At 54.7% G+C, this 15,809-nt stretch carries 14 protein-coding genes; all 14 read right to left on the bottom strand.

Annotation, left to right across the window (positions count from 1 at the left end):
• The 14 genes from WB371_RS02275 to ilvN all read right to left on the bottom strand — a co-directional run bounded on the left by WB371_RS02275 (window position 1) and on the right by ilvN (window position 15,808).
• Window positions 1–921 (bottom strand): D-alanine--D-alanine ligase, encoded by a 921-nt coding sequence (locus WB371_RS02275; RefSeq protein ID WP_336218501.1) that lies wholly within the window; start codon window positions 919–921, stop codon window positions 1–3.
• Entirely contained in the window at window positions 914–2,389 is a 1,476-nt protein-coding gene (gene murC, locus WB371_RS02270) for a UDP-N-acetylmuramate--L-alanine ligase (RefSeq protein WP_336218500.1), read from the bottom strand. Before murC ends, WB371_RS02275 begins: the two co-directional genes overlap by 8 nt.
• A 54-nt stretch (window positions 2,390–2,443) precedes the next feature.
• Window positions 2,444–3,511, bottom strand: a complete 1,068-nt coding sequence (gene murG, locus WB371_RS02265; protein WP_336218499.1) for an undecaprenyldiphospho-muramoylpentapeptide beta-N-acetylglucosaminyltransferase — start codon at window positions 3,509–3,511, stop codon at window positions 2,444–2,446.
• A complete protein-coding gene (gene ftsW / locus WB371_RS02260) occupies window positions 3,508–4,752 on the bottom strand; it encodes a cell division protein FtsW (RefSeq protein ID WP_336218498.1) in 1,245 nt (414 codons plus the stop codon). Before ftsW ends, murG begins: the two co-directional genes overlap by 4 nt.
• Entirely contained in the window at window positions 4,752–6,068 is a 1,317-nt protein-coding gene (gene murD / locus WB371_RS02255; RefSeq protein ID WP_336218497.1) for a UDP-N-acetylmuramoyl-L-alanine--D-glutamate ligase, read from the bottom strand. Before murD ends, ftsW begins: the two co-directional genes overlap by 1 nt.
• Before the next feature lie 2 nt (window positions 6,069–6,070).
• The gene (gene mraY, locus WB371_RS02250; protein ID WP_336218496.1) at window positions 6,071–7,153 is read right to left on the bottom strand and encodes a phospho-N-acetylmuramoyl-pentapeptide-transferase; all 1,083 of its coding nucleotides are present in this window, start codon (window positions 7,151–7,153) and stop codon (window positions 6,071–6,073) included.
• On the bottom strand, window positions 7,147–8,505 hold the full coding sequence (gene murF / locus WB371_RS02245) for a UDP-N-acetylmuramoyl-tripeptide--D-alanyl-D-alanine ligase (protein WP_336218495.1): 1,359 nt from the start codon (window positions 8,503–8,505) through the stop codon (window positions 7,147–7,149). Before murF ends, mraY begins: the two co-directional genes overlap by 7 nt.
• Window positions 8,502–9,989 carry a UDP-N-acetylmuramoyl-L-alanyl-D-glutamate--2,6-diaminopimelate ligase gene (gene murE / locus WB371_RS02240; protein ID WP_336218494.1) on the bottom strand — a complete coding sequence of 496 codons (1,488 nt, stop codon included), beginning with the start codon at window positions 9,987–9,989 and terminating at the stop codon, window positions 8,502–8,504. The genes murF and murE overlap by 4 nt, the downstream gene beginning before the upstream one ends.
• Entirely contained in the window at window positions 9,976–11,742 is a 1,767-nt protein-coding gene (gene ftsI, locus WB371_RS02235; protein ID WP_336218493.1) for a peptidoglycan glycosyltransferase FtsI, read from the bottom strand. Before ftsI ends, murE begins: the two co-directional genes overlap by 14 nt.
• Window positions 11,743–11,757: 15 nt before the next feature.
• Window positions 11,758–12,123, bottom strand: a complete 366-nt coding sequence (ftsL, locus tag WB371_RS02230; RefSeq protein ID WP_336218492.1) for a cell division protein FtsL — start codon at window positions 12,121–12,123, stop codon at window positions 11,758–11,760.
• On the bottom strand, window positions 12,120–13,061 hold the full coding sequence (gene rsmH / locus WB371_RS02225; RefSeq protein WP_336218491.1) for a 16S rRNA (cytosine(1402)-N(4))-methyltransferase RsmH: 942 nt from the start codon (window positions 13,059–13,061) through the stop codon (window positions 12,120–12,122). Before rsmH ends, ftsL begins: the two co-directional genes overlap by 4 nt.
• A gap of 1 nt (window position 13,062) precedes the next feature.
• Entirely contained in the window at window positions 13,063–13,521 is a 459-nt protein-coding gene (mraZ, locus tag WB371_RS02220; protein WP_336218490.1) for a division/cell wall cluster transcriptional repressor MraZ, read from the bottom strand.
• A 604-nt stretch (window positions 13,522–14,125) separates the two neighbouring features.
• Complete coding sequence (gene cra / locus WB371_RS02215; RefSeq protein WP_336218489.1) at window positions 14,126–15,133, bottom strand: catabolite repressor/activator; 1,008 nt, start codon at window positions 15,131–15,133, stop codon at window positions 14,126–14,128.
• A 183-nt stretch (window positions 15,134–15,316) separates the two neighbouring features.
• Complete coding sequence (ilvN, locus tag WB371_RS02210; RefSeq protein ID WP_336218488.1) at window positions 15,317–15,808, bottom strand: acetolactate synthase small subunit; 492 nt, start codon at window positions 15,806–15,808, stop codon at window positions 15,317–15,319.
• Between the last annotated feature and the right edge of the window lies 1 nt (window position 15,809).

The raw sequence follows: 15,809 nt of genomic DNA, 5'->3' as shown, positions 1-15,809 counted from the left end.
TCAGTCCGCCAACTCCAGAATTCGAACCACCAACTGCGAGAAACTCATCCCCGCCTGACGCGCCGCCATCGGCACCAGGCTATGGCTGGTCATACCCGGCGAGGTATTCGCTTCCAGCAGATAAAACTGTCCATCGCTATCCAGCATGACATCAATGCGCCCCCATCCTTGACATCCCAGGGTTGTCCATGCTTTCAGTACTAATGCCCGTAAAATGTCCTCTTGCTCGTTTTCCAGACCTGAAGGACAGAAATACTGTGTCTCATCAGACAGATACTTCGCTTCATAATCATAGAAGGTTCCAGCGGGTTGGATACGAATTGACGGTAAAATTTCTTCACCGAGTATCGCAACCGTAAATTCCGGACCGCTGAGCCATTTCTCAATCAGTACTTCTTCATCATGCTGAAAAGCGAGAACTAAAGCATCCTGTAAAGCATCATATTCTGACACTTTCGACATGCCGACGCTGGAACCTTCACGGCTTGGCTTCACAATCAGCGGCAAACCCAGCGCAGAAATCTGCGTAAGCAGTTCTTTGTTCAGCCCTTTTTCGAACTGAGCGCGGGTCATTGCGACCCATGGCGCGACGGGTAAACCCGCCCCCTGCCACAGCAGCTTGCTGCGCAGTTTATCCATGGAGATCGCCGACGCCATCACACCGCTGCCGGTATAGGGCAGGCCAATCAGCTCCAGAAGCCCCTGCAATGTGCCATCTTCACCGCCGCGACCATGAAGTGCGATAAATACTTTCTGAAAGCCCATCGACTTCAGTAACGTAACATCGACCTCTTTTGGATCAATGGCATGCGCATCCACACCGCCTTCACGTAACCCGGCCAGCACAGCCGCACCGGAATTCAGTGATACATCACGTTCAGCGGAGGTACCGCCCAGCAGGACCGCGATTTTATCAGCCATGTTGCTCGTCCTCCTGAATTTGCGGTTTCAGTTTGATTTCAGCTAAGGAACGCGCGATTTTGCCAATATTTCCCGCCCCTTGTACCAGAATCAAATCATTGCCGGTTAATACCGGTGCCAGCATTTCTGCAACCTGGGCCGGATCAGACACCAGAATCGGGTCAATTTTACCGCGACCACGAATGGTGCGACACAGCGAACGGCTATCCGCTCCCGGAATCGGCGCTTCGCCCGCGGCGTAAACATCGAGCATCAACAACGTATCAACCTGCGTCAGCACGTTGGCGAAATCGTCATACAGGTCGCGAGTTCGCGTAAAACGGTGTGGTTGAAACAGCATGACCAGATTCTTATCCGGCCACCCCGCCCGCGCCGCTTTGATGGTCGCGTCCACTTCTGTTGGGTGATGACCATAATCATCCACCAGCATCGCCGTACCTGCTTTACCGTTAACAGGCTCAAGCGGGTATTCACCGAGGAAATCAAAACGACGCCCCGTTCCCTGGAAACTCTCCAGCGCACGCAGGATCGCATCATCTGCAATGCCCTCTTCCGTTGCGACTGCAACCGCCGCCGCCGCATTCAGCGCGTTATGACGACCAGGCGCATTCAGCGTCACGCGCAGATCGGCCATCCCCTGACGCAGCAGAGTGAAATGCCCCTGCGGACCTATCTGCTGATAATCTTCCACGCGAACATCCGCATCATCGCTGAAACCGTACGTTGTGGTCTGACGCCCCACGCGCGGCAATAGTTCGCGGATCACCGGATCGTCAACACACATCACTGCACGACCATAAAACGGCAGGTTGTGCAGGAAGTTAATAAACGTCTGTTTTAAATTCTCGAAGTCGCCATGGTAAGTATCCATATGGTCGGCTTCGATGTTGGTGACAATCGCCACCATCGGCTGCAGATGCAGGAACGACGCGTCGCTCTCATCCGCTTCGGCAATTAAATAACGGCTATGACCCAGACGCGCATGCACGCCAGCCGCCTTCACCAGACCGCCGTTAACGAAGGTTGGATCCAGACCCGCTTCTGCGTAGATGCTGGAAACCATTGCTGTAGTGGTCGTTTTACCGTGCGTTCCGGCAATCGCGATACCGTGACGAAAACGCATCAACTCCGCCAGCATCTCCGCGCGACGAATCACCGGAATTCGCGCTTCATGGGCCGCCACAATCTCCGGGTTATCGGCAGAAATGGCACTGGAGACAACCACCACACTCGCATCGCGCACGTTTTCCGGGCGATGGTTAAAATAAATCGTTGCCCCCAGATTCGTCAGTTGCTGCGTCACCGGGTTTGGCGCTAAATCGGAACCACTGATCTGATAGCCTTCATTGGCCAGAACTTCGGCAATACCGCCCATCCCGGCACCACCGATGCCGACAAAGTGAATGTGCCGAACGCGACGCATTTCGGGCACGATGGAACGCAGTTTTGCCAGTTGTTGTGTATTCATTCTTTACGCCATTAACTTCAAAAATATCCTGCGATGCAAAAGGCACCGCCACAATTACGCCCGGGCAGCCCGGCTTACTTCTGTTGCAACACGCTCGGTGGCATCCGGAATCGATGCAGCGCGGGCACGTTCTGCCATGGTTAATAAACTTTCTCGCGACCACCCGGACAGGGTGCTGGCGACGGCATCCACAGTAAACTGCGGCTGCTCAAGAATTTTGGCTGCGCCCGCTTTTTCCAGCGGCAGCGCATTCCAGTACTGCTGTCGGTCTTTATGCTGAAACGGCACAAACAGCGCGGGTAAACCGGCTGCAGCGATTTCACTCACTGTCAATGCGCCAGAGCGACAGACCACGACATCCGCCCAGGCATAAGCTGCGGCCATGTCATCAATAAATTCAGTTACCTTATGCTGCGGTTGCCCCGCCTCGGCATACGCCTGCTCAACCATCTGCTGTGCGCCTTTCCCGCTTTGATGCCAGATAGTCACAGCATCGCCAAGTCGAGCGGCAACCTGCGGCAGGGTAAGATTCAGCACGCGAGCGCCCTGCGACCCTCCGACCACCAGTACGCGAATCGGACCTTCGCGTCCGGCCAGACGATCCTGCGGCAGCGGCAGTGCCAGTACATCGGTCCGTACCGGATTGCCAACCACTTCCGCATTGGGAAACGCGCCAGGAAACGCCTGCATCACCGTTGTTGCAATTTTCGCCAGCCATTTGTTAGTTAATCCGGCAATACCATTTTGTTCATGCAGAACAACCGGAATACCCAAAGACCAGGCCGCAAGACCGCCTGGCCCGGATACATAGCCGCCCATTCCTAACACCACGTCGGGCTTAAAGCTTTTCATGATCGCGCGCGCCTGACGCCAGGCGTTAAAGATGCGCAACGGGGCCGCCAACAGCGCTTTCACACCTTTACCGCGCAACCCGGAAATACGGATGAAATCAATGCCAATTCCATGCTTTGGTACTAAATCCGCTTCCATACGGTCTGCGGTGCCGAGCCAGCGAACTTCCCAGCCCTGAGCCATTAAATGGTGCGCAACCGCCAGTCCCGGGAACACATGTCCGCCGGTACCGCCTGCCATCACCATTAACCGCTTCGCTTGACCACTCATCGTGAACCTCGTGTAAACGCCTGTGCTTTCTCCAGACGCGTTTCATAATCAATTCGCAACAACAGCATGATGGCCGTCGACATAATCAACAAACTTGAGCCACCATAACTGATGAGCGGCAGCGTCAGACCTTTTGTTGGCAGCATACCTGCCGCCGCGCCGACGTTCACCAGTGCCTGAAAACTAAACCAAATACCGATGGAACAGGCCAAAAATCCGGAAAAACGGTGATCGATATCCAGCGCTTTCCGGCCAATCGACATCGCGCGAAAAGCGACGAAGAATACCATTAAAAGTGCCAATACCACACCGATATAACCCAGTTCTTCGCCAATGATGGCGAAGATAAAGTCCGTATGTGCTTCCGGCAGGTACTCCAGTTTTTGTACCGAGTTACCCAATCCTTGCCCCCACATTTCACCGCGACCAAATGCCATCAGCGATTGGGTGAGCTGATAACCGCTTCCGAACGGATCTTCCCACGGGTTCCAGAACGAGGTAACGCGGCGAATACGGTACGGCTCAGCGAGGATCAGCAGTACGACCGCTGAAATCCCCATGCCGATAATGGCGATAAACTGCCACAACTTCGCTCCGGCCAGAAACAGCATCGCCAGCGTGGTCACGAAAAGCACCACCACCGTACCGAGGTCTGGCTGCGCCAGCAGCAAAATCGCCAGTACCAGAATCACACCCATTGGCTTTAAAAAGCCGCGCAGGTTATTACGAACTTCGTCAACCTTACGCACCAGGTAGTTCGCGAGATAACAAAACAGCGACAGCTTGGTAAATTCCGCGGGCTGAATACGCAGAGGACCGAGTGCTATCCAACGAGACGCCCCGTTTACCGAACTCCCCACCACCAGCACGATCAACAACATGACGATCGATGCGATCAGCATCGTGGTGCTGTACTTCTGCCAGAACTCCATAGGCAGACGCAGCGTGATCATCGCCAGACAAAATGCCAGAAATATATAGAGCGCATCACGTTTGGCAAACAGGAACGGATCGCCCGCCAGCCGTTGTCCTACGGGCATTGACGCCGATGTCACCATGACAAAACCGATCGCCGCGAGGCCCAGAGTCAGCCACAGCAGCACGCGATCGTACATGATCAGACTGTCGGAATCTTTATCCCGCGAGCCCATCACCCAGCCTTTCAGCGCCGTAAAGATCCAGCCCAGGACACCAAATCCCGGCAGGCGCGGCAATCTCAGGCGAGGGAGAGATAAACGCATCAACCCAACTCCTTCGCCAGACGGGTAAATACGTCACCCCGTTGCTCAAAATTCTTAAACTGATCGAGACTGGCGCAGGCCGGCGATAACAACACCATATCGCCTGGTTTCACGCGCGGCGCTATCAAACGCATTGCCTCTTCCATCGTCCCGGTTTGTTCTGCGATTTCCGGGCGCAGCGCCGCCAGTTGTGCGCCATCGCGACCAAAACAGTACAAACGCACACGATCGCCTGCCAGATAACGGCTCAGTGAGGAGAAGTCCGCCGATTTACCATCGCCACCCAGCAGCAGGTGCAGCGTCCCGTCAACATGCAACCCATTCAGCGCCGCTTCCGTGCTGCCCACGTTGGTCGCTTTCGAGTCGTTAATCCAGCGCACACCGTTGTGATCCAACGCTAACTGGAAGCGATGTGCCAGGCCGGTGAATGTCGTTAACGCTTTCAGACTGCTCGCGCGCGGTAAGCCTACGGCATCCGCCAGCGCCAGCGCCGCCAGGGCGTTAGTGTAGTTATGTTGACCGGAGAGCTTCATCTCTTTCACGTTCAGGACTTTCTCTCCCTTCACCCGCAGCCAGGTTTCACCCTGCTGACGGTTCAGGTGGTAGTCACCCATGTTGACGCCAAAGCTCACACAGCGCTCATCGGCACCGCGAACCGGCATGGTTAACGCGTCATCGGCATTCACCACGCAAACTTTCGCGTTTTCATAAACACGCAGTTTGGCCGCGCGATACTGCTGTAAACCAAACGGATACCTGTCCATATGATCTTCGGTGACGTTAAGAATGGTGGCGGCTGCCGCCTGCAAACTGAACGTGGTTTCCAGTTGGAAGCTGGAAAGTTCCAGCACATACAGTTCGCGCTCATCATCCAGTAACATCAGCGCAGGAAGGCCAATGTTGCCGCCAACGCCAACGTTCACGCCTGCCGATTTCGCCATTTCACCGACCAGCGTCGTCACGGTGCTTTTCCCGTTAGACCCGGTAATCGCCACAATCGGCGCCTGCGCTTCACGACAGAACAACTCGATATCACCCACAATTTCAACGCCCGCCTCTGCTGCCGCGCTCAGCGACGGATGCGCGAGGGCGATACCAGGGCTTGCCACAATCAGATCCGCCGTCATCAGCCAGTCATTATTGAGACTGCCAACATGGCGCTCCACCGCTTCAGGTAATTTATCCAGGCCGGGCGGTGTCGCACGGGTGTCCATCACACGAGGGGTAACGCCGCGGGCCAGGAAAAAGTCCACGCATGAAAGTCCGGTGAGTCCCAGACCGATAATGACGACGTTTTTACCCTGGTAATCAGCCATGATTAACGTACCTTCAGCGTTGCCAGACCAATCAGGACCAGCATCAGCGAAATAATCCAGAAACGCACAATCACGCGCGGTTCCGGCCAACCTTTCAGTTCATAGTGGTGATGAATTGGCGCCATACGGAAGATGCGCTGACCGCGCAGCTTGAAGGAGCCGACCTGAAGAATGACCGACAGGGTTTCCACCACAAATACACCGCCCATGATCACCAGCAGGAACTCCTGGCGCAGCAATACGGCGATAATACCGAGCGCGCCACCCAGCGCCAGCGACCCGACATCGCCCATGAAGACCTGCGCCGGATAGGTGTTAAACCACAGGAAGCCTAATCCCGCGCCCACAATCGCCGTACAGACGATCACCAGTTCACCGGCATGGCGTAAATAGGGAATATGCAAGTAGCTGGCAAAATTCATGTTACCGGTCGCCCATGCGACCAGCGCAAAACCTGCCGCCACAAAAACGGTGGGCATGATTGCCAGACCGTCCAGGCCATCGGTCAGGTTTACCGCATTGCCGGTACCGACAATCACGAAGTAGGCCAACAGCACATAGAACAGCCCCAGTTGCGGCATGACATCTTTGAAGAACGGCACCACCAGTTCGGTAGCCGGCGTGTCTTTCCCGGCGAGATACAGCGCAAAAGCAACACCCAGCGCAATGACCGACATCCAGAAGTATTTCCAGCGTGCGATAAGCCCCTTAGTGTCTTTACGAACTACTTTGCGATAGTCATCGACGAAGCCGATAATGCCGTAACCAATCAGTACCACCAGCACGCACCAGACGTACGGGTTTGACGGATAGGCCCACAGCAAAACGGAAATAACGATTGCCGTGAGGATCATGATCCCACCCATCGTCGGCGTGCCGCGCTTGCTGAAATGAGACTCCGGGCCGTCGTTACGCACGACCTGACCAAAAGAGAGCTTTTGTAAGCGGGCGATCATGCGCGGGCCCATCCACAAGGAGATGAACAACGCGGTCAGCAGGCTGACAATGGCGCGAAACGTCAGATAGGAAAAGACGTTAAAGCCGGAATAATATTTGACCAAATGTTCGGCCAGCCAAACTAACATGATCCTTTCTCCTGTAATGCGCGTACTACCTCTTCCATGGCGGCACTACGTGAACCCTTCACTAAAATAGTCATAATCTGTTGCTCTGCGATCAGTGTCTTAAGACGGGCAATCAATGCGGTTTTATCCACGAAATGTTCGCCGACGCCGCTCGCGTCGCTGATTGCTTTGCTCAGTTTCCCGACACTCAGTACACCGTTGATCCCTGCCGCTTTTGCCGCTTCACCCACCTGTACATGGCAGGCTTCACTTTCCGTTCCCAGTTCGGCCATATCACCGACCACCAGTACCCGGTAGCCCGGCATTTCAGACAACACCTGAACTGCGGCGGTCATTGAACCGACGTTGGCGTTATAGGAGTCATCCAGCAGCAGTTGGTTTTCTGTCAACTGAATCGGGAACAGCCGCCCCGGTACCGCTTTCAAGTTCGCAAGACCGTTTTTAATGGCTTCTGGCGTCGCGCCAACCGCCATCGACAGCGCGGCAGCCGCCAGCGCATTAGCAATATTGTGACGCCCCGGCAAGGGCAGCACTACATCAATGCTTCCGCCTGGCGTCTGTAACGAAAACTCGGTGCCGTGCGAGGTCACATGCACGTTGGTCGCCGTGAAATCACTGTTGGCAGCGTTAGGTGAAAAGCGCCAGACCTTGCGATCGCCAATAATGCCTTGCCAGTTCAGCCAGTCATTATTGTCAGCATTCATAATGGCGATGCCGTTTTCAGGCAACCCGGTATAAATCTCACCTTTCGCTTTCGCCACTCCCGCCAGAGAGCCGAAACCTTCCAGATGCGCCGCCGCCAGGTTATTAACCAGCGCCGCTTCCGGGCGCGTCAGGCTAACAGTCCAGGCGATTTCCCCTTGATGATTGGCACCCAGTTCAATGACGGCAAAGTCATCATCACGAGTTAAGCGCAACAGCGTCATCGGCACGCCGATATCGTTGTTAAGATTTCCCGCGGTGTAGAGCGTTTTGCCACACTGGCTGAGGATCGCCGCCGTCATCTCTTTTACCGAGGTTTTACCCGACGATCCGGTGAGCGCCACTACGCGCGCCGGAACCTGAGCGCGAACCCACGCGGCCAGTTCGCCGAATGCCAGACGGGTGTCTTTCACAATCACCTGCGGCAAATCGATAGCCAGCGGACGACTAACCAGCAGTGCGCCCGCCCCGCCCGCTTTTGCCTGCTCGACAAAATCGTGAGCATCAAATCGCTCACCTTTCAGCGCCACAAACAGGCAGCCCGGCGTCAACTTACGCGTATCCGTGGTGACCGCATCCAGCGTCAGATCGTTTCCTTTCAGTTCCCCACCGAGAATTTCGGCGAGTTGGCTGAGCGTTACGCTAATCATGCGATAACCCCCAGCAGACGCGCTGCGGTGACACGGTCTGAATAGTCAAGACGCTGCGAGCCGACAATCTGATAATCCTCGTGGCCTTTACCCGCCACCAGTACAACGTCGTTCGCTTTCGCCTGCATAATGGCATTGGTTACCGCTTCGGCCCGGCCTTCCATCACTTTCGCCCGACCCGCATCAATCATCCCCGCCAGAATGTCGTCGATAATGGCGCGAGGTTCTTCCGTGCGCGGGTTGTCGTCCGTCACAACCACGACATCAGCAAACTCTTCAGCAATCGCCCCCATCAGTGGGCGCTTACCTTTATCGCGATCGCCGCCGCAACCGAAGACGCACCAGAGTTGTCCGGTGCAGTGCAGACGCGCCGCCTGCAACGCTTTTTCCAGCGCATCAGGAGTATGAGCGTAATCAACCACCACGGTGGTTTTACCCGGCGCGCTAAAAACTTCCATGCGACCGCAAACCGGCTGCAAACGCGCAGCGGTTTTCAGCAAATCAGCCAGCGGATATCCGAGCGCCAGCAGCGTTGCCAGCGCCAGTAACAGGTTACTGACGTTAAACGCCCCCATCAGGCGGCTTTCAATTTCACCTTCACCCCAACTGGACGCAAAACGAATGGTCGCGCCGCTGTCGTGATAGTTCACCTCAACCGCCTTCAGCCAGCGACCGTGACAGTTAGGGTTGATATGATCTTCCATTGAGACGGCAACCGCATCCGGCAGATTTGCCAGCCAACGGCGACCGACTTCGTCGTCGGCATTGATAATCGCCTGACCACAATGGTGCGTGGAGAAAAGCAGCCATTTCGCCGCTTCGTAATGCTCCATGTCGCCGTGATAATCCAGATGATCACGGCTTAAATTGGTAAACACCGAGGCAGCAAATTTCAGCGCTGCCACGCGATGCTGCACCAGACCGTGGGAAGAGACTTCCATCGCACATAATGTCGCGCCCTGATCGGCCAGTCCCGCCAGCACCTGCTGTACGTCAACGGCCGAGCCGGTGGTATTTTCCGTTGGGATCACTTTACCGAGCAGGCCGTTGCCTACCGTTCCCATCACTGCGCTGGTTTCACCGAGCAGTTGGCTCCATTGCGCCAGCAGTTGAGTGGTGGTGGTTTTCCCGTTAGTGCCGGTCACACCGATCAGACGCATTTTGTCAGATGGCTCGTGATAAAAGCGGCCCGCCAGTGCCGATAAACGTTCGTTAAGCTGGCTGAGATAGATAACCGGGACACCGTGCATTTCACGCACTTCGCCGTCGGTTGCCTCATCTTTAGCCTCTGCAATAATGGCAGCCACACCTTGCGCTATCGCCTGCGGGATATATCGACGCCCGTCCGCCTGATGACCCACCACTGCCACAAAGAGATCGCCCGATGCAGCCACACGGCTGTCGAGTGTCATCTCTCGCAGTTCTCGCGCGGGTAAACCTGATACCCACGGAGCAAGAAGGTCGCGCAAATTACGATCTGCCACCTGTTCCCTCGCCTTGATTAATTACGAATTCACTTTTTTCGCCCGTTGCCAGCGCATCCGGTTCAATGTTCATGGTGCGCAGTACGCCGCCCATGATGGCACCAAACACCGGTGCGGAAACGGCGCCGCCGTAGTATTTACCCGCCTGCGGATCGTTGATAACAACAACCAGCGCGAAGCGCGGCTGACTCGCAGGCGCAACGCCTGCGGTATAAGCAATATATTTGTTGATGTAGCGCCCGTCTGGGCCCACTTTTTTCGCCGTACCGGTTTTAATGGCGATGCGATAGCCTTTGATTGCCGCTTTCACGCCGCCACCGCCCGGCAGCGCGACGCTTTCCATCATGTGCACCACGGTTCGAACCGTTGCTTCCGGGAAAATACGTTCACCGGGAACCGGTGGATCCACTTTGGTTATCGACAGCGGACGATAAACGCCATAGCTGCCAATTGTTGCGTAGACACGCGCTAACTGTAACGGGGTTACCATTAGCCCGTAGCCGAAAGAGAAGGTGGCCCTCTCTATGTCAGACCACCGTTGTTTTTGAGGATATAAGCCACTGCGTTCTCCGACCAACCCCAAATTGGTCGCTTTTCCTAGCCCAAAACGTGAGTAAGTATCTACTAACGCTGAGGACGGCATCGCTAACGCCAGCTTAGAAACACCGACGTTACTCGACTTCTGTAAAACCCCGGTCAGGGTCAATTCGCTGTAGCGCGCCACGTCTTTGATTTCGTGACCGTTAATTCGATAAGGAACGGTATTGAGGACGGTATTTTCGCGCACCACGCCGCGCTGCAGCGCGGTCATCACCACCATTGGTTTGACGGTGGAACCCGGCTCAAAAACGTCGGTAATGGTGCGGTTACGCATCGCGTCTTTCGGCGTTCCGCTCAGGTTGTTCGGGTTGTAGGAAGGGCTGTTCGCCATCGCCAACACTTCACCGGTATTCACATCTACCAGAACCGCGCTTCCGGATTCCGCTTTGTTAAAGGCGACGGCATTGTTCAGTTCACGATAAACCAGCGCCTGCAGACGTTCGTCAATACTCAACGCGAGGTTGTGCGCCGCCTGGCTATCGGTGGAAGAAATATCCTCGATAACGCGACCATAGCGGTCTTTACGCACGATACGTTCACCCGGCTGGCCGGTGAGCCATTTATCAAAGCTCTTCTCAACGCCTTCGATACCCTGGCTATCAACGTTGGTAAAGCCAATGAGGTGAGCGGTTACTTCGCCTGAAGGGTAGTAACGGCGCGATTCTTCGCGCAGATGAATCCCCGGCAGCTTCAGCTTTTTAATGTAATCCGCCATGTCCGGATTTAACTGACGCGCCAGATAGATAAAACGTCCTTTCGGGTTGGCATTGATGCGGGCAGCCAGTTGATCAAGAGGAATGTTTAGCGCAGTGGAGAGCGCTCTCCAGCGATCGCCCACACTCACACCGCCTGCGTCATGCACTTCTTTCGGGTCTGCCCAAATCGCTTTAACCGGTACGCTGACCGCCAACGGACGTCCCGAACGATCGGTAATCATTCCACGCGAGGTCGCCACTTCCTGCACACGCAGCGAACGCATGTCGCCCTGACGCACCAGCATGTCCGGTGCAATAATCTGCAACCAGGCGACCCGGCCCAGCAGGAAACCCAGCGCCAGTAAAATGCAGCCGCACAGCAACGCAAAACGCCAACTGACAAAGTTGGCCTGTTCTTCCTGACGTTTTGGTTTTAGCGTTTTTGCCGCTGCTTTCATGCGTCGCGTTTATCCTTATTTTTGCACTACGATATTTTCTTGTGAGGGATCAACATGCTGCATTTGCAGCTTCTCCGTTGCGATCCGTTCCACCCGGCTATGATCCCCGAGCGCATTCTCTTCAAGGATCAGGTTGCGCCACTCGATATCCAGCGCATCACGCTCCAGAACCAGTTGTTCGCGTTGCGCGGTCAGTAACCGCGTATGGTGCGTGGTTGTTACCACCGTCACCGCCGTCACAATGATGCAAATGAACAGGCAGAGTGGCAGTTTCCCAAATCGCAATAGATCGTCACCGATCACGCCAGGCAAAGCATGGCGCTCGTTGCTTCCAATCGATCCTTTCACTTTGCTTAGGGCTTCTGTCACTCTGCTGATCATGCGTTCGTCCTCTCTGCGATACGCAGAACTGAACTACGGGCACGAGGATTCTCTGCAACCTCTTCTTCACCCGGCATCAACTTGCCTAATGCTCGTAACTCACGGCCACCTAATTTTTTGAGCTGCTGTTCTGTCATTGGTAATCCCGCCGGGACCTGCGGACCGCGGCTTTGCTCACGCATAAAGCGCTTTACAATACGGTCTTCAAGCGAGTGGAAACTGATGATGGAAAGCCGCCCCCCCGGGGCCAGTACGCTGAGCGAGCTTTTTAGCGCCTGCTCTATCTCCTCCAGTTCACTGTTTACCCATATGCGCACCGCCTGGAAGGTACGGGTCGCGGGATGTTTGAATTTGTCTTTCACCGGGGTTGCCGCAGCGACCACTTCCGCCAGCTCTTTGGTGCGGGTCATGGGCTGTTCGCGGTTGCGCTCAACGATGGCGCGGGCAATACGCTTAGCAAAGCGTTCTTCGCCAAAGGTTTTCAGTACCCAGGCGATATCGGCTTCTTCTGCAGTTTGCAGCCATTCTGCGGCTGACTGACCGCGCGTGGGATCCATACGCATATCCAGCGGGCCGTCGCGCATAAAGGAGAAACCGCGTTCAGCATCGTCAAGCTGCGGTGAGGAGACGCCAAGATCGAGAAGAATCCCGTCGATCTTGCCAGTAAGTTCACGCTCGCCGACATAGTCAGCCAGCGCGGAGAAAGGTCCATGAATGATGGAGAAGCGCGGATCATTGATAGTCCGGGCGACAGCGATCGCCTGCGGATCGCGATCGATTGCCAGCAAACGTCCCTCTTCGCCGAGCTGCGAGAGAATAAGACGCGAGTGACCACCGCGACCAAAGGTCCCATCAATGTAGATACCATCAGGACGAATGTTCAGACCGTTTACGGCCTCGTCCAGTAGCACCGTGGTATGTTTAAAATTTTCCATCATCTTATAGAGACAAGTCCTGCAGGCGTTCCGACAACGTTTCGGACGCGCTCTGCTCTGCGTCGATATCTTCCTTGACCTGTTGATACCAGGTCGTTTCATCCCACAGCTCAAACTTATTGAACTGTCCAACCAGCATCACTTCTTTCGTCAGCCCGGCATGTTGCCGAAGGACAGGCGCGACCAGCAAGCGCCCGGCGCTGTCCATCTGACATTCGCTGGCATGCCCCAACAGCAAGCGCTGTACGCGGCGCTCTACCGGGTTCATGCTCGACAGACGCGATAATTTTTGCTCGATAATTTCCCATTCAGGCAGGGGGTAAAGCAGCAGGCACGGGTGATGGATGTCAATGGTACACACCATTTGACCGGTAGCGCTCTCGATCAGTTGATCCCGGTAACGGGTAGGCACAGACAAGCGCCCTTTACTGTCGAGATTGACTAACGTTGCCCCCCGGAACATGCCAGTCTCCCCCCTCATTACCACTTTGCCCCACAAATTCCCACTTAAAGGAGTTTACGGAGCGGAGGAAAAGCTTGTCAAGCGAGTCACAACGCTTACCAGAGTAAAAAACCCAATGTTTACGGCTAATATCAGCGTTGATTAAATTCCGTCCAACGAGCGAAGCAAATTAACGTCATGAATAGTTGTAAGAAAAAATGCTCAAAACTCTTCACCGTTTTAAAACGATTAAATATTCTCGAAAGAAAATATAAAGTGTCAGTTTGCGACGCGAGCGGCATTTTAGGACATATTGCATCACGAATACAGCCCCGTTTATGTCTGCAAAATCCAGCGTGCCGACAAGCCAGCAGAGAGTTTCACGGCACAAGGAGAAAAGTGTTTGTTAATTCGGCAATTCAAGACAAGCCTGTAACAAAATAATACAAACCTAACCTGTCATGAGCGATCAATAACAGAGGCGCTGGCTGTTTCGTTTAAAAAGCCTTATTTCAGTAGTATTGAGATAAATCTAAGGAATAATCTTAATTCTGATGAGGGTATTGTAGAGAGGTGGAATTTAGCTGCGCCAAAAGACCCGCCTTCTGGCGCAGAATTCGGAAATTTACCAGGAGCGGCTCAATACGCCCCGACGATACAGATTACGTTTTATGCGTGTTAAGCCCGGTTTTGGCTTACGCGGCTCATCCAGACTTGCAAGGACGATCTCCAGCACACGCTCAGCCACATCGCGATGGCGCTGTGCCACCGCAAGTACCGGGCATTGCAGGAAATCCAGCAGTTCGTTGTCACCAAAGGTGGCAATGGCCAGATCGGAAGGCAGCTTACCCTCCCGGCGCAGCGTCACATCCATTACGCCCTGCAGCAGTGCGAACGACGTGGTGAACAAAGCTTGCGGCATCGGATTCGTTTCCAGCCATTTTTCAAAGAGCTGCGCCGCGGCTTCGCGTTCATAGCTGTTGGCATACAAGAAATGTACTTCGCGTGGGTCATCTTTCCAGGCGGTACGGAAGCCTTGCTCACGCAAGAAACTCACGGATAACTCCGGCAACGCCCCCAGATAAAGTACGGTGTCAGCCGGGAACTTGCGTAATTCTGCCGCCAGCATTTCGGCATCGTCCTGATCGGCACCGACGACGCTGGTGAAATGCTCGCGGTCTAACGCGCGATCCAGCGCCACAATGGGGAAAGAGTCATTGGCCCAACGTTGATAGAACGGATGCTCGGGCGGCAGTGAAGTGGAAACAATAATGGCATCCACCTGACGTTGTAAAAGGTGTTCAATACAACGCATTTCGTTATCTGGCTGATCTTCAGAACAGGCAATCAACAACTGATAACCACGTTGACGCGCCTGACGCTCAAGATAATTCGCAATGCGGGTATAGCTCGTGTTCTCCAGATCCGGGATCACCAGACCGATAGAACGTGTGCGTCCAGCACGAAGCCCGGCAGCCACAGCATTCGGGTGGTAATTATGCTCACGTACCACCGCCATGACTTTTTCGACAGTCTTGTCGCTCACGCGATATTGCTTCGCTTTTCCGTTTATCACGTAGCTTGCTGTCGTCCGCGAGACACCCGCCAGCCGAGCGATTTCATCCAGTTTCACAATTGCCCCTTGCGTAAAATGTACAAACCATAACCATTGTAACGGCATGGATTAAAACCGGTAACATCTAAACGCAGAATAGTCACTGCGGCAACCGCTTTTATTGTGGGTCACCACGAGTTTCGCAAAAAAACCCAACCTGTTGCCGCGAGATCGCGCACAGGCCGGGTTACGCCCTGCATATTAGCGCATTATTTTGTCGCCACGGGAAAGCCCTACGACACCGGAACGGGCCACTTCAACAATTTTGGCAACCTCACGCAAGGTCGCCAGAAACGCGTCCAGCTTGTCGCTGGTCCCTGCCAGTTGGACGGTATAAAGCGTCGGCGTGACGTCGATGATCTGTCCACGGAAAATTTCCGTATTGCGTTTCACCTCTTCGCGCCCATATCCACTGGCCTGGATCTTCACCAGCATAATTTCGCGCTCGACGTGAGCGCCGTGGCCAAGTTCGCTCACCCGCAGTACGTCCACCAGTTTGTGCAGTTGCTTTTCAATCTGCTCCAGCACTTTTTCATCGCCCACTGTCTGGATGGTCATGCGTGACAGCGTCGGATCGTCCGTTGGCGCAACGGTCAGGCTCTCGATGTTATAACCGCGCTGAGCAAAGAGGCCGATCACGCGCGACAGCGCACCGGATTCGTTCTCCAGCAATACTGATAATATCCGGCGCATA

The sequence above is a fragment of the Citrobacter amalonaticus genome (assembly GCF_037053465.1).
GTDB classification, from domain to species: domain Bacteria; phylum Pseudomonadota; class Gammaproteobacteria; order Enterobacterales; family Enterobacteriaceae; genus Citrobacter_A; species Citrobacter_A amalonaticus_H.
Note: the sequence above shows the minus strand (reverse complement) of the source record. Positions and strands in the feature narration are given on the sequence as shown.